The organism is Ignavibacteriota bacterium, assembly GCA_016713565.1.
GTDB lineage: Bacteria > Bacteroidota > Ignavibacteria > Ignavibacteriales > Melioribacteraceae.
Map to the genome: position 1 here is coordinate 32,362 of JADJOX010000001.1, position 14,812 is coordinate 47,173.

General features: G+C 29.7%; 13 protein-coding genes. 10 read left to right on the plus strand and 3 right to left on the minus strand.

Features of this window, described 5'->3' with window-relative positions:
- Positions 1-36 precede the first annotated feature (36 nt).
- From IPK06_00190 to IPK06_00210, 5 genes are all read left to right on the plus strand, one after another.
- Complete coding sequence (locus IPK06_00190; protein MBK7978440.1) at positions 37-651, plus strand: bifunctional phosphoribosyl-AMP cyclohydrolase/phosphoribosyl-ATP diphosphatase HisIE; 615 nt, start codon at positions 37-39, stop codon at positions 649-651.
- A gap of 207 nt (positions 652-858) precedes the next feature.
- Entirely contained in the window at positions 859-1,935 is a 1,077-nt protein-coding gene (locus tag IPK06_00195; protein MBK7978441.1) for an NAD(P)-binding domain-containing protein, read from the plus strand.
- A gap of 97 nt (positions 1,936-2,032) precedes the next feature.
- Entirely contained in the window at positions 2,033-2,458 is a 426-nt protein-coding gene (locus IPK06_00200; protein ID MBK7978442.1) for a SufE family protein, read from the plus strand.
- Complete coding sequence (locus tag IPK06_00205; GenBank protein ID MBK7978443.1) at positions 2,458-3,321, plus strand: hypothetical protein; 864 nt, start codon at positions 2,458-2,460, stop codon at positions 3,319-3,321. Before IPK06_00200 ends, IPK06_00205 begins: the two co-directional genes overlap by 1 nt.
- Before the next feature lie 50 nt (positions 3,322-3,371).
- Entirely contained in the window at positions 3,372-4,805 is a 1,434-nt protein-coding gene (locus tag IPK06_00210) for a hypothetical protein (GenBank protein ID MBK7978444.1), read from the plus strand.
- Positions 4,806-4,818: 13 nt separating this feature from the next.
- Here IPK06_00210 and IPK06_00215 read toward each other — a convergent pair whose 3' ends face one another.
- Positions 4,819-6,012: an MFS transporter gene (locus IPK06_00215; GenBank protein ID MBK7978445.1), complete on the minus strand. Its 1,194-nt coding sequence runs from the start codon at positions 6,010-6,012 to the stop codon at positions 4,819-4,821.
- A gap of 343 nt (positions 6,013-6,355) precedes the next feature.
- On the opposite strand from IPK06_00215, the gene IPK06_00220 reads away from it, so the two are divergent.
- The 5 genes from IPK06_00220 to IPK06_00240 all read left to right on the plus strand — a co-directional run bounded on the left by IPK06_00220 (position 6,356) and on the right by IPK06_00240 (position 12,657).
- Positions 6,356-8,590 carry a carbohydrate binding family 9 domain-containing protein gene (locus IPK06_00220; GenBank protein MBK7978446.1) on the plus strand — a complete coding sequence of 745 codons (2,235 nt, stop codon included), beginning with the start codon at positions 6,356-6,358 and terminating at the stop codon, positions 8,588-8,590.
- 134 nt (positions 8,591-8,724) lie between these two features.
- On the plus strand, positions 8,725-9,849 hold the full coding sequence (locus IPK06_00225; protein MBK7978447.1) for an ATP-binding protein: 1,125 nt from the start codon (positions 8,725-8,727) through the stop codon (positions 9,847-9,849).
- A 111-nt stretch (positions 9,850-9,960) separates the two neighbouring features.
- Positions 9,961-10,536 carry a sigma-70 family RNA polymerase sigma factor gene (locus tag IPK06_00230; protein ID MBK7978448.1) on the plus strand — a complete coding sequence of 192 codons (576 nt, stop codon included), beginning with the start codon at positions 9,961-9,963 and terminating at the stop codon, positions 10,534-10,536.
- A gap of 17 nt (positions 10,537-10,553) precedes the next feature.
- Complete coding sequence (locus tag IPK06_00235; protein MBK7978449.1) at positions 10,554-11,516, plus strand: zf-HC2 domain-containing protein; 963 nt, start codon at positions 10,554-10,556, stop codon at positions 11,514-11,516.
- 1 nt (position 11,517) lies between these two features.
- Positions 11,518-12,657 carry a hypothetical protein gene (locus IPK06_00240; GenBank protein ID MBK7978450.1) on the plus strand — a complete coding sequence of 380 codons (1,140 nt, stop codon included), beginning with the start codon at positions 11,518-11,520 and terminating at the stop codon, positions 12,655-12,657.
- A gap of 65 nt (positions 12,658-12,722) precedes the next feature.
- Here IPK06_00240 and IPK06_00245 read toward each other — a convergent pair whose 3' ends face one another.
- Both IPK06_00245 and IPK06_00250 read right to left on the minus strand, forming a co-directional pair.
- The gene (locus IPK06_00245) at positions 12,723-12,902 is read right to left on the minus strand and encodes a hypothetical protein (protein MBK7978451.1); all 180 of its coding nucleotides are present in this window, start codon (positions 12,900-12,902) and stop codon (positions 12,723-12,725) included.
- A gap of 26 nt (positions 12,903-12,928) precedes the next feature.
- On the minus strand, positions 12,929-14,707 hold the full coding sequence (locus tag IPK06_00250; protein MBK7978452.1) for a bifunctional metallophosphatase/5'-nucleotidase: 1,779 nt from the start codon (positions 14,705-14,707) through the stop codon (positions 12,929-12,931).
- Positions 14,708-14,812: the final 105 nt, after the last annotated feature.

Here is a 14,812-nt window from a genome sequence, read left to right on the forward strand (position 1 = left end):
CGTAATTTTTAATTTGCATTTATTTAAAAGGTTAATATGATAGACATTGAAAAAATTGATTTTGAAAAGCAAAACGGATTAGTTCCTGCGATTATTATTGATATAACTACCGATCAAGTTTTAATGCTGGGATATATGAATAAGGAATCATTGACCCATACAATTGAAAAGCAAAAAGTTGTTTTCTTCAGCAGAACAAAAAATAGGCTTTGGCTTAAGGGTGAAACTTCCGGAAATTACTTAAACTTAGTTTCTATAAATTCCGATTGCGATAATGATACATTGCTGATTTACGCAAAACCTGAAGGACCTACTTGCCACACCGGATCGTATTCATGTTTTTCCAATGTAGATAAAAATAACGTTCAATTTTTAAGTTACTTATTTGAGCTTATCAAAGATCGAAAAGTAAAAATGCCGGAAAATTCATATACAACAAAGTTATTTCAGAAAGGCTCAAACAGAATAATTCAGAAAGTTGGTGAAGAAGCAATTGAAACGGTTATTGCGGCAAAGAATAATGACAAAGCGGAATTAATTAACGAAGTTTCAGATTTATTTTTTCATTTGTTTGTAATGCTGGCCGATCAAAAAGTTGAATTTTCGGAAATTATTTCTAATCTTCAAAATCGTCATTCCAATAGAAAATAAAATATCAATAAAAATATATTATATCTTTTTATTTGTTTTATGATTAATTTATTGTCAAATTGACTAATCTCATTCTTACAAATCATTGTAAAATGATATAATCTTTAAATTAAAGGTTGGATTTCATTTTTCAACTTCTACTTTTTCAAAACCCCAAACTTTAATTATATAATTAATTAAAAATTTGAAAATAGAAGGAATGAAAACATGTTAAACAACATTGAAAAAAATAAATGGAATACTGTCATTATTGGTGCTGGTCAAGCAGGTTTAGCTACAGGATATTATTTATCAAAAAAGAATATTGATTTTATTATTATTGATAAATGCAGTAAAATAGGAGATTCTTGGCGTAAAAGATGGGATAGTTTACAGCTTTTCACACCTTCACAATATGATGGACTTCCTGGTTTAAAATTTTCAATGCCAAAAGATAGCTTTCCTACCAAGGATGAAATGGCAGATTATTTGGAAAAATATGTTAAAGAATTTTCACTTTTGGTCAAATTTAATACAGAAATATTTGAAATTAGTAAAATAACAGATGATTTTGAGATAGTTACATCCAATGGGATGATAATAGCTAAAAATTTAGTAATTGCAACTGGTACAAATCAAATTGGAAAAATTCCAGAGTTTACTCAAAACTTGAATAAGGATATTTTTCAAATTCATTCTTCTCAATATAAAAACCCTCAATCACTTCCAAATGGAAAAACACTTGTTGTTGGAGCAGGTACATCTGGTGTTGAAATAGCAATTGAACTTTCAAAAAGCAGAGAAACATTCATTTCTGGAAAACCAACTCCGCACATTCCCGATCCAATTTTTCGTTATGCGGGAGGAGCTTATTGGTGGTTTATAAGTAATATTTTAACTACTAATACACCGATAGGAAAAAAAGTTAAGGGTAAAATCTTAAAAGAAGGTGCACCATTAATTAGAGTTTCTTTTAACGAATTAAAATCTGCCGGGGTTAAACCACTTCCTCGAGTAATTGGAGTGCAAGATGGTTTGCCAAAATTGCAAAATGGTGAAGTTATATCAGTTTCATCAATTGTATGGTCAACTGGTTATAAACCTGATTTTTCTTGGCTAAACTTAGATGCAATTGATAAATCTGGATGGCCAGATGCTCAAAGAGGAATTTCGAATAAAATTAATGGATTATATTTTGTAGGCATGTTGTTTCAATTTGGTTTAACCTCAGGACTTGTTGGTGGAGTTGGGCGTGATGCAGCATTTGTTGTTGAGCAAATTATAAAAAAATACGGCAATAATTGATTTTTAATATTAATTTCAAATCGTACAAAAATATTTTTCCAGTTTATTTAATTTAACTTCTTAGTTAACTTTAGGAATTGAATAAAGAGAATCTAAAATGTCTGTAATTAATGAACAAAATAAATTGGTTGAAGAATTTTCCGAATTTACAGAATGGGAAGATAAATATTCTTTGCTTATAAAAATGGGTAAAGAACTTGGTGAATTAGATCCGGAAATTAAAATTGATAAAAACAAAATATCCGGCTGTCAATCGCAAGTTTGGATGCATGCAAAACTTGAAGACGACAGAATGATAATATTCGGTGATAGCGATGCGATGATAGTTAAAGGTTTAGTTGCATTGTTAATTAAAGTTTATTCAAACCAAAACCCAGAAGATATTCTTTCATCACCGCCGAATTTTTTGAATGAAATTGGAATCGATAAACATCTTTCTCCAACACGAAAAAATGGTTTAGGATCAATGTTAAAACAAATTCAACTTTTTGCAATTGCCTTTAAAACGTTAAGCAGCAAATAATGAATAAAATTATATTTTTTATTCTTTTTGTTTTTCATTTTACAATTTACCCACAAAACACTGTTCAAACAAAATTCGGCTCAATTTGCAGATTTGAATTTAATAATTCGCCTTTCCCAAGTAAATTAAGAGCGGATGGACATACATATAATAATAAATTCTATTCAAACGAAGAACATTATCAGGATTCTACTGTTTTAATTTTCATTCCAAAATATTTCAAACCGAATGATTCTGTTGATTATGTATTTTACTTTCATGGATGGTATAATAACATTGATTCCGCCTTGGTTCAATTCAATTTGATTGAACAGTTTTACAACAGTAAGAAAAACGCTGTGTTTGTTTTTCCTGAAGGACCGAAAAATTCACCCGATTCTTTTGGAGGAAAACTCGAAGAGAAAAATCGATTTACAGATTTGGTAAATGAAGTAAATGTAAAACTTGGAGAAATTTTTAAAACTCAAATTAATACCGGAAAAATTACTTTATCCGGTCACAGCGGAGCCTATAGAATAATAGCCTATATTTTATTAAACGGCGGACTTACAAACAAAATTAAAAATGTAATTTTATTTGATGCTTTGTATGCGGATACAGAAAAGTTTACATTTTGGATTGATAATTTTAACGGAAAATTTATCAATATTTATACAGATCAAGGCGGCACTAAATCAGAATCGCAAAATTTAGTTACATGTCTTGAAGGCTGGAATATTGATTTTAAAATTATTAAATCTGATGATTTTAATACTGAGGATCTTAAACAAAGCAGAATAATTTTTATTGAATCTAAACTTGATCATAATGAAGTTATAAGCACAAAAAATCAATTCCAAATATTTCTTGAATCTTCTTTTTAAAATATTAGTATTATTATTCAATAGCTTATTTAAAATAAAATGAATTAAAAATGCGACTAATATTAATTTTTCTGTTATTTATTTCGTCTTTATTATTTGCAAGCTTAAAGCCTTCCGAAACAGATAAAAAGATTATTGAGCTTGGATTAAATTATCAATTCGATGAAGCTGATAAATTACTTAAACAGCTTTTTGTAAATTCAAACGATATAAAAAATCATTATTTGTACCTTAATCTTGAGTTAATAAAAATAATTAAGGCTACAGATGACGCACCGGTAAATGAACGTCAAAAAGTAAAAGAATCTCTTAATAATAAAATGATACAATATTGTGAAAAAATTATTCCGCTGTATGAAAATAAAAAGTTATCTATTGATGAAAAGTTTTATTTAGGAAGTATATATGGATTGCTCGGCAGATTTTACGGAGTGAATAAATCATGGATGTCAGCTTTCAGCAATGGTAAAAATGGGAAGAATATTTTAGAAGAGATAATTGAAACCGATCCAAATTATACGGATGCTTATTTGCTTTTGGGAATGATGTATTATTATGCCGATAGATTGAGCGGAGTTACAAAATTGATTACAGGCGTTCTTGGTTTATCCGGAGATAGAAAAACGGGATTGGAATATTTACATAAAGTTGATAAGTATGGTGTTGTAACAAAGTGGCAAGCAACAATGATTCTTATAGAATTATACTCACGATTAGAAAATAACAAATTTTCAGCGCTTCCATTATTGGAAAAAATGTGTAAGAAGTTTCCTAATAATTCCCACTTTACAAATTGGTATTGTTATGAACTAATGAACGCAAACACGTTAAATGTTGTTGGAAAAATAATTAATTCTGACAATGCGAATAACATTAATGAAATTGTTAAAGCTCAATATTTTCACTTAACCGGTGAATATGGAAAATCCAATGAAATTTTAACAACTTTGTTCAAAGATGAGAATAAAATATTTCCATGGATTTATGAATATTCAAAATATATGAGAGCGGTAAATTATTATATGTTGAACGATACCGAATCATCAAGAAAAATTATAAATGGCTTAAATGAAGATTTTAAAAATTATTATGGTAAATTATTTACCAATTATGTATTTAGCAAAAACTTGCTGAAATATAGAGAATATATTTTAAAAGACGATTTTATCAAAGCGCAAGATATAAAGAATGAAATTGATAAAAATAAATTAAATGATTCGCAATTGGCTTTTATCAGTTTCTTTGATGGAATTCAAAATTATAAAGAGAAAAATTTAACAGATGCAGAAACAAATTTTATTAAATCTAAAAATTATAATAATGAAATTTACGGCAGCGATATCAATAATTACTTAATCAATATTTACAAATCAACAAATGCGAATAAAAACAACGTTGAAAAACTAATTGAAGAATTGGAAGATTCGGACGACGACAGATATGAAATAAGCATTGAAGAATTAGAAGAAAAATATGATTTATAAGAATTAATATTTATTAAACTGATTTTTTATAGTTTTTCAATTTAATATAAAGCAAAGCTGACGCGATACCGGAAAAGAATGTAAAAATCCATAATATTTGAGAACCCCAAACTTCGTAAATTTTGGCACCGCTCCAAGGCGCAATTATAAAAGCTAAACTATGCATCATTTGATAATAACCCATATATTCACCGCGTCTTTCTTCGGACGAAATATCTGTTGCAAAAGAAGCCGCAGAAGGAAAAAATATCATTTCGCCGAACGTCCAAATTATAATTGTAATAACTAATCCCCAAATTTCTGTAGTAAATGCCATACCGCCAAAACCAATGGCGGTTAGAACCGAACCCAATGCTAAACCTTTCCAATCTTCCCATTTGCTCATTAATGAGTTTAACGGAACTTCAACAATAATTATCATTACGGTATTTACAGCAATCAAAAATCCGAAAGTTGATCTTGAAAAACCTAATTGATCAACGACAAAAAGCGGCATCGAACTGAAATGCTGAAAGAAAACCATTACTACAGGTAAAGAAGCAAACAAGAAATACATAAATTTACCGTCCTGCCAAATTACTAATTTAGAATTAATCGTAAGATTTTTTTCTTCCAAATTTGAATCAACAGTTTTTGGTTTGATGTTCCATTTGGCAAAAACTAAAAACACTCCCGCTGCTATTGATGTTAAGCCGTCAACATAAAACAAAAGATGAAAATCTATAGAGCTTAATATTCCGCCGATTACCGGACCAATGCTCATACCTAAATTTATTGCCAAACGATACAAAGCATAAGCGGGTTTTCTTTGTTCCACTGTAACTTCATTTGATATGAAAGCCATTCCCGCCGGACGAAAAGATTCGGAAAATATTGCCAGAATTACGCTGATTACGCTTATGATTATATAATTATCAAAAAATGAATAAACAAAAAACAACAGTCCAGTTGAAAAAAGAGAGAACTTCATTAATGTTATTGGTCCTAGCTTATCACTTAACTTACCGGCAAAAGGTGACGTAATAAGTGCGCCGATACCATAAAAAGTAATTACTAATCCGGCTTTTCCGGGGGTTACTCCAATTTCTTGAGTTAGATATAATGCAAGAAACGGAAAAACCATTGTACCGGATCTGTTGATTAATGTTACGGCACAAATAAGCCAAATATTTTTTGATAAGCCGTTTAAGCTTTTCCACAAATTCATTGAGAAGATTTTAAAAGTGAGTGATAATTTTAATGAAATTAATTGTTAAATAAAAAGTAATGACTATGTAAACAGAAATTTTGTTTAATTATAAGCTTAGTATATGAATTTGAAAATTAAATGTAACCTTTTTGAAATATGATTCGTCTTAAAATGAAGAAAATAAAATATAGTTAGAACATTCTAAAAAAGAATCATTGAATAATCTTGTGACAACTTTTGACAATTCATAACAAAAAGATGACAATGGAACATGATTCACCGAGTATTTTTAATGGTAGTTTTTACAAAAGTTTTTTAATTCAGAATAAAATATCGAATAATTACTAAAATATTTAAACACATGAAAATATTAAAAACCATTTATCTTATTATAATGCTATCCACATTTCATGTGGTGATATTTGCAAATCTTCAATCAGACAAAGCAAAACCCGAATTCAATATTACCAAAATAGATAAACCAATTAAAATAAACGGCAAGATGGATAACATGCTTTGGCTTAAAGCGGAACCAATAGAAATAGCTTATGAATTTGTTCCAAAGGATAATGAACTTGCCAAAGAAAGGACAATTGTAAAAGCACTTTACGACGATGAATATTTATATTTTGGATTTAAGTGTTATGATTCTCACCCCGAAAAAATAAGGGCGAATTTATCCGAAAGAGATAAAATATTTTCAGATGATTATGTTATTTTAATTATTGATACTTATGGCGACGCGCAAAAAGGTTATGAAATTGCCGTTAATCCGCTGGGAATTCAAGGCGATCTTCTTGCGACATTTAATAATGAAGATATTAATTTTAATATGATTTATTATACTGCTGCGGAAAAGAATGATTCCGGATGGACCGCAGAAATGGCAATTCCATTCAGTAGTCTTTCATTCGATGACGTTGAAGAACCGGTTTGGGGATTTAATGCTGTAAGAACAATTCCGCGAGAAAGCAGAACGCAAAATTCATGGGTTCCAATAGATAAAAATATTCCGGGATTTATGACGCAATCGGGCATTTTAAAAGGATTGAAAAATTTGACATCAAGTTCTTATGTTGAATTACTTCCTTATGTAATTGGACAAAACACCGGAAATATTTCCGATTATGATAACCCAAGTTCTGAATTTAAATATAATTCCATTGAAGGAAGAATTGGAGGCGGAATAAAATATTCCCCAAATTCCAACTTAGCATTTGAGGCGGTTTTAAATCCCGATTTTAGTCAAATAGAAGCTGATGCCGATCAAATTAGTGTTAATACAACCTTTGCACTTTTTTATGAAGAAAAAAGACCTTTCTTCTTAACCGGTAACGAATTATTACAGCAGCCAATTTATTATTCAAGATCAATTAATAATCCTTTAGCTGCGTCAAGAATTGTAGGAAAAAGTGGAAAACTTTCTTATTTATATCTTGGAGCTTATGATAGAAATACGGTATTTGTAGTTCCGGGAGAAGAAGAAAGCAGCACGGTTTCAACAAATAAAAAATCCTTTGCAAATATCGGCAGATTAAGATATGATTTTGGTGATGAAGATTTTATTGGCGCAAAAATACTTACGCGAAATTTAAATGATGGTCATAATTATGTTGGCGGAATTGACTGGAATTTTAAATTTTGGAGTAACTGGATATTTGAAGGACAAGCTTATTTATCACAAACTAATGAAATAACAGATTCATCATTCATAGAATCGGAAAGAATTTTCGGAACAACAAAATATACCGCTAAATTAGATGGAGAGAAGTATTCGGGTAATGTTGTTCACCTTTTTCTTTCTCGTTCAGAAAAATCATTTTATTTCAATATTGAGTCTAACCATATAAATCCAACTTTTCAGACTTACAACGGATTACTGAACGTTAGCGCTTTCAGAGAACAAAAATTATATAATTCTTACAGAATTTATCCGGACAGTTCATTTTTTGATAGAATTGACATTAATTTGATTTCTCATATTCAGCATAGTTATAATGGAATATTGAGAGAATATAATATTACTCCGGCAATTAACTTAAACATGAAAGGGCAGACATATTTTTATGCTCAATATAATTTGTTGAAAAATGAGATGTATAAAAATGAAATGTTCAAAGAAGTAAGAAGTGCTTATTTTGAATTAAACACTCGGCCGGAAAAAGAAATTTCAATTAGCACATACGGTTCAATAGGAAAATTTATTTACAGATCGGATGATCCAACAATTGGAGTTGGACATAATCTTGGCGCGTCTTTAACTTTAAAACCTACATCAAATTTAAACATAAGTTTTTATTATGATCGCGCGAGACTTTCCGATAAAAATTCGGATAAATTATTTTACGACGGAAATATTTACAGAGGTGTTGCAATTTATCAGTTCACAGCCGAAGCATTTTTAAGAACAATTTTTCAATATAATTCATTTAACAAAACATTCAGGTTTTATCCGCTGTTCAGTTATCAAATCGGAGCCTTTACAACATTTTATGCCGGCGCGACAAGCAACTACACAAACTACAAACAAGATTTTGGAATTGTAAATACTGATCAGCAGTATTTTATTAAGCTTCAGTATTTGGTGAGTATGTGATTTTTTGTAGTTATCAATATTATTAAATCATTAGATTTTACACAATTCTCGTTACGAAAATTTCGTAATATTTATTACTTGATTGTTGTAGATAATTTTACGTAATTAAATTCATAATTAATTAAAATGAAATTATGAACAAGAGAAATCCATTTGTTACCTCGGGTTATGTATCGCCGGAATATTTTTGTGATAGAGAAAAAGAAACAACTCAAATCTTAAATGCGGTTAAAAATCAAAGAAATTTGACCATGTTTTCATTTAGGCGTATGGGAAAAACCGGATTGATTCACCATGTGTTTCAAAAATTATCCGTCAAAAAAGATTATTCCGTATTTTATTTAGATATTCAAGATACATCTGATATTGCGGAATTTACTAAGGAATTTGCAAAGTCGGTTCTTGGAAAGTTTGATACTATACCGAGCAAAATAATTCAAAATATTGGAAAAGTCTTTGCAAACTTAAGACCTTCAATAAGTTATGATTCCTTTACCGGTGAGCCGAAAATTAATTTGGAAATTAATACGGAAAGTGATGCCGTAAATTCTCTTCCGCAAATATTTAACTATCTTCAAGAACAAAAATCTAAAGTAGTTGTCGCAATTGATGAATTTCAGCAGATTTTAAATTATCCGGAAAAAAATGTCGAATCACTTCTTAGAAAACAGATTCAAAATGTGAAAAATGTAAATTTCATATTTGCCGGAAGTCAAAAACATATGCTGATTTCAATGTTCAAAGATCATAACAGACCATTTTATCAAAGCACTGAAATGCTGCATTTAAATCATATTGAAAAAGAAGTGTACAAGAAATTCATAGTTAAAAAATTTGCTGATTCGCAAAAAATTATAAGTGAACTTGAAGTTGATTATATTCTAAATTGGGCAAAGCAGCATACTTATTATGTACAGTTCATTTGCAACAGATTATATTCTTTAGACCAAAAAACAATAACACTTGAAATAATAAAAAATAGCATAAATGATATCTTAAATGAAAACAGAACCGTTTTTCATAATTATCAAAATTTATTAACCTCAAATCAATGGAATTTGCTGAAAGCAATTGCGAAAGAAGATACCGTAAAACAAATTACGAGTTCATATTTTATTAATAAATACAAATTAGGAAGCGCGAGCTCTACCGCATCTGCATTAAAAAGATTAGTTGAAAATGAAATGGTTTTTCAAATTGATGAGCAAAATTATTGCGTAAGTGATCTGTTCTTATCAAGATGGCTGAGCCGAATATAAAATATAAAAGTTAAGCCGTTTGTAAAAAAAAATATTAATAGAAATTATTCATTAATCATCACAACCTTTTTGCTATTATCCGGTCTAAATATTTAGAAAAATTAAAATTTTATGCAAGACGATAACCAATTAGTATTAAAAGCACAAAAAGGTGATAAACAAGCTTTTAAGCAGCTTGTTCTAAAGTATGATCAAAATGTTTTAAATATTGCATACAGTTATCGGAACAGTAAATCTGATTCAGAAGATATTTATCAAGAAGTTTTTTTAAGGGTTTACAAAGGTTTAAAAAATTTTCAGTCGCGTAGTCAATTCTCGACTTGGCTCTATAGAATTACGGTAAATGTATGCATCGAATATAAAAGAAAACAAAAAATTCATGATCATGATTCAATAAATAAATATGACGATGAAGAAGAAAATAAATTTTATTTTGAATCGAATTTGGACAGCGGTGAAAGAATAGATCAATATACAATTGATAATGAACAAAATGATCTTATAAGAAATGAAATCAATAAATTGCCGAGACAATTAAAAATGGCGTTTACGCTAAAACATTACCAAGAAATGAAAATTAAAGAAATTGCGGAAATTATGAATTGTACTGAAGGAACAATTAAAAGTTATTTGTTTGCGTCTTCAAGAAAATTGAAAGTAAAATTAAAACCTATTTTACAATACTAATTAAATGGTCATAAAAAATGGATCATAAAAAATATAAAGAATTATTGGAATTGAGGATACTTGACGAATTAAGTGAACCGGAAAAAATTGATCTGGAAAATCACTTTATGGAATGTACAGAATGTTTGGAAGAATATAATCAATTAAATAAAATGAATTCTTTGATTAAAAGAGAAAAAACTTCATTCCCAAATACACAAGAACTGCAGAATGTACGAAACAGATTATTCAATGAAATTGAAAAATTGCGGGAACCACAATCGTTTTTTTCAGGACTTAAACTTTTTTATACGGGAAATTTTGATCAAAAATATACATTGGCGTTTGGAAGTATAATTCTGATATTGATCGGTTTAACAATTGGCTACTTATTATTCAATAGAGAAACCGCTCCCAAAAATTACTTTACGGAAAATGAAATTGATCTTGATAAAATAGAAAACGGCGAAGTTAAAATAACCGATGTAAGTTTGCCTAAATCATTTTCTAATGCAGATGAATATGTTTTTAGGCTTGGAGAAAATAATCCAAAAATTTATAAGGGAAATTTAAACGATGAAACTATCCAAAAGTTATTGGCAATTACGTTTAGTGAAACCGAAAATCCGGGCTTCAAAATTAAAACCGCAAATACATTAATTGATTTTATGCCCAAAAATTTCAAACCTGATAAAAAAATTAAGGAAGTATTCATAAATACCGTAAAATTTGATAATAACCCTGGTGTTAGAAAAATCGCTTTGCAGGCATTAATAAATTTTCAATTTGATGATGAAATTAGAGATGCGCTGCTTTATACTTTGCAGAATGATGATAATGCTTCTAACAGAATGGATGCCATAAATGTTTTATTAACCATGAATGTAAACAAAGATTTAATTGATAATAAAGTGAAAAGCGAGTTAGAACAAAAAATTTTAAACGAAGAAAACTCGATTGTGAAACTGAGAACAACAAAATTTTTATTGGGAGAAAAGTAAAATGAAAAAGAGAAAATCAAAAATATTTTTAATGCTATTGTTTTTCGGTATTACCGTAATTGCGCAAACAAAGGAAAATTTAGTTAAAACATTTCCGGCAAGTAATGGAGAAAATTTAGATTTGAATATTAATCCCGGAAACATTGATATTAAAACTTGGGATAAAAATGAAGTAAAGATCGAAGTTGTTTCCCAAAAGAAATATGAAATAGAAAATATAATATCAGAAAAAAAAGGAAACACAATAAAATTTTATTTGGAATTGGACGAAGGCTGGAATAATAATATTACTGTTAAAGTAAATGCCCCTGCTAAATTTAATTACAAACTTCAAACAACCGGCGGGAATATTAATCTTACTAATTCAATCTTCGGAAAACTAAATGCTGAAACCGAAGGCGGCAACGTTAACTTTGATGATATTAATGGCAACGTAATAGTAAACACATCCGGCGGAAATATTAATGGAGAAAATGTTGACGGGGATGTTAAATTGCACACAAATGGCGGAAATATTTCACTCGGAAATGTTAAAAAGGGAAAATCAGAAATTGAAACAAACGGCGGAAATATAAATATTGGTGACGTTGCATCTGATTTAAAAGCAATAACCAATGGCGGAAATATTAATGTAGGCAATGTTGGCGGCAGTGCTGATTTATTAACTTACGGCGGACATATTTCAATTCAAAAAGTTTCAGGCTCCGCTAAGATGGAAACATATGGCGGTCATTTAAATTTACAGGGAGCCACAGGAAAAGTTATTGCTAAAACAATGGGCGGACATATAAATTTGGAAAATATTTCAGGTAGTATTGAAGCATCTACGGAAGGCGGACATGTTAATGCCGAATTAGATCCCAACGCAAATTCAAATTCTTTTTTAAGTACATCCGGAGGAAATATGCTATTAAGCATACCGGCTTCTGCAAAAACGGTAATTGATGTATTTATTGAAACAGACGAATTTGAAAAAGATGAAATAGAAAATATTTTGGTCTCGGATTTTCCCGCTGCAAAAATAAATGCTGACGGCGAAGAAGGTACGATAAACGCAACATATAATATTAACGGTGGCGGATCTAAAATTACATTAAAGTGCAGCGGCGGAAGTGTTCAAATTAAAAAATGGAATAAATAAAACAAAAGCATAAACAAACCGTAAGTTTATACTTGCGGTTTGCGTATCAAAAAAAAACTAAAAAATTATTTAATTATTGCTTCAATCGGTGTTCCAAAATAAACTCCCAAATAATAAGGCCAAAGTAGTAAAGCAAGAACCCCTTTCCAAAAAGTAAGGTTAAGAAAACCGAGTGTAAAAAGCCAGCCGACAAACCATAATCCGCCGCAAATACTATTATTTACAACTTTCACTTTTGAATCCATTCTTCATTTCTCCTAATTGTGAAATTCTAATATTTTCCAAAAAGCAATTTATAATCTTTTTCCTTAGCCAATTTTACCCATTCAATAGGCGTTACTTCCCAGTTTTTTGTTTCTGTTGGAGCAACGACTTTTTGTTTTTCAATCCATTGCATCAAATAGTATCTTAAATCTTTTTCGGTAGAATTTATAACTCTTTCAGTTAATTTATCCTGAGAAATTCCCGCTCCTTTTATTAAATGACCGCCGCCGCCGTTTCCACGATAACTATTTATCGCGACTTTATATTTTTTGTCCAAACTAAATTCTGAGCCATTTGAAAAAGATTTTATTGTTATTCTATCGCCGGGATTTTTGGAAACATCAACAATGTAATCGATTCCTTCGGCTGAATCAAAATTATAATATCTATTTTTCAATTCGGCTGTATTATTTCTTTTTGAAAAAATTAATTTTCCGTTTTCATCCTTTTCAAACATTAAAAGATCATCATCCTTATCTTTCATTGTGTTAAACCAAATTGAGTAAGAATATTCCAAATATTCTTTAATTTCTTTTCCGGTTAACTCCATTGTGTATAAAAGATTTTCGTATCTGTAGAGATCAAACATATCTTTTACATAGACTTTTCCGGAATCTATTTTTGCGTAAATAGATAGCGGAGCGGTAAACGAAATATCGGCGTTTGTCAATTCCAGCTGAATTTGGTGAATTAAGTCAACAAATGCGGAATTGCCGAAAACGGAATTTTTTGCGGAAACGGTTTTGGTAAAAGTTCCAATCTCTCTTGAAACAAAGTCTTTAACCAAATTAAATTCATGAGAAAATTTATTTATAAAAGTAGTATTGCTTTCAAAATTGGAGCTGCTAATTACTGATCCTAATATTTTCTTTTCCCATTTTTTATTCAAATTATTAAAATTCAATTCAAGACTTGCTTCAGTAAAATTATTTGACCTTGATGTGGGTCCTAAAATTAAAACCGAATCACCCTCAATATTTTTGATTTTAAAGTTCCATTCGTGATGATCATGACCGGAAAAAACTATATCAAAACCCGGGACTTGCTCTGCGACTAATTTTGCGGCATTTTCATTTCTTGGAGTTTCTGCGGTTTGATTATCATAAGTAAAATCCACACCGGAATGAAATAATCCAATAATAATGTCAGGTTTTTCTTTTTTCTTTATTATCGGCATCCATTTTTTTGCAGTTATTATCATATCTTCAAATTCAATTCCCGACCAGATATTTTTCGGAAGCCAATTAGGAATACCGGGTGTAATCATACCAAGTACGGCAATTTTAATTCCTTTTCTTTCAAATATTTGATAGGGCTGAAAATATGGTTCATTTGTTTTTGTATCTATTGCATTTGCCGCAAGCCAGGGAAAATTTAATTCATGATTAAATTTATCATAAACGGCATGTCCTGTTTCAATATCATGATTACCAACTGAACCGGCATCATATTTCATGAAATTCATTACATTTGCAAGAAGATGGCTTGTATCGGTTTTTACAAAATTATAATAATAAACAGATGGATCGCCTTGTAAAATATCACCGTTATCAAGAAGTAATACATTTTGAGAAGTATCAGCTCTTTCGTTTTCAACATAAGAAAAAATTTGTGCTAATGAGCTGTTTGACTTTTTATTTTCGGTAAAATCATAAGGAAAAATAGCGCCGTGAACATCGCTGGTTTGAATAATCTTAAATTTTACGGTTTGGGCAAAACTAAAATTTAACGAACAAAGAAAGTATATAAGATAAAATAAGGTTAGATTTTTAGTGTTAATTTTCATGTACGGTTTCTTAAGTTATTATTGAAAACCAAACTTAATAAATTTTTTTTTTGAAGTAATACTATTAGTGGTAATCTTTCAATTACAATAAGAAAAAATTATTCG

What these genes read in the sequence shown, in the direction of transcription:
- IPK06_00190 (MBK7978440.1), top strand. Translation starts at nt 37, where the DNA reads ATGATAGACATTGAAAAAATTGATTTTGAAAAGCAAAACGGATTAGTT.
- IPK06_00195 (MBK7978441.1), top strand. Translation starts at nt 859, where the DNA reads ATGTTAAACAACATTGAAAAAAATAAATGGAATACTGTCATTATTGGT.
- IPK06_00200 (MBK7978442.1), top strand. Translation starts at nt 2,033, where the DNA reads ATGTCTGTAATTAATGAACAAAATAAATTGGTTGAAGAATTTTCCGAA.
- IPK06_00205 (MBK7978443.1), top strand. Translation starts at nt 2,458, where the DNA reads ATGAATAAAATTATATTTTTTATTCTTTTTGTTTTTCATTTTACAATT.
- IPK06_00210 (MBK7978444.1), top strand. Translation starts at nt 3,372, where the DNA reads ATGCGACTAATATTAATTTTTCTGTTATTTATTTCGTCTTTATTATTT.
- IPK06_00215 (MBK7978445.1), bottom strand. Translation starts at nt 6,012, where the DNA reads ATGAATTTGTGGAAAAGCTTAAACGGCTTATCAAAAAATATTTGGCTT.
- IPK06_00220 (MBK7978446.1), top strand. Translation starts at nt 6,356, where the DNA reads ATGAAAATATTAAAAACCATTTATCTTATTATAATGCTATCCACATTT.
- IPK06_00225 (MBK7978447.1), top strand. Translation starts at nt 8,725, where the DNA reads ATGAACAAGAGAAATCCATTTGTTACCTCGGGTTATGTATCGCCGGAA.
- IPK06_00230 (MBK7978448.1), top strand. Translation starts at nt 9,961, where the DNA reads ATGCAAGACGATAACCAATTAGTATTAAAAGCACAAAAAGGTGATAAA.
- IPK06_00235 (MBK7978449.1), top strand. Translation starts at nt 10,554, where the DNA reads ATGGATCATAAAAAATATAAAGAATTATTGGAATTGAGGATACTTGAC.
- IPK06_00240 (MBK7978450.1), top strand. Translation starts at nt 11,518, where the DNA reads ATGAAAAAGAGAAAATCAAAAATATTTTTAATGCTATTGTTTTTCGGT.
- IPK06_00245 (MBK7978451.1), bottom strand. Translation starts at nt 12,902, where the DNA reads ATGGATTCAAAAGTGAAAGTTGTAAATAATAGTATTTGCGGCGGATTA.
- IPK06_00250 (MBK7978452.1), bottom strand. Translation starts at nt 14,707, where the DNA reads ATGAAAATTAACACTAAAAATCTAACCTTATTTTATCTTATATACTTT.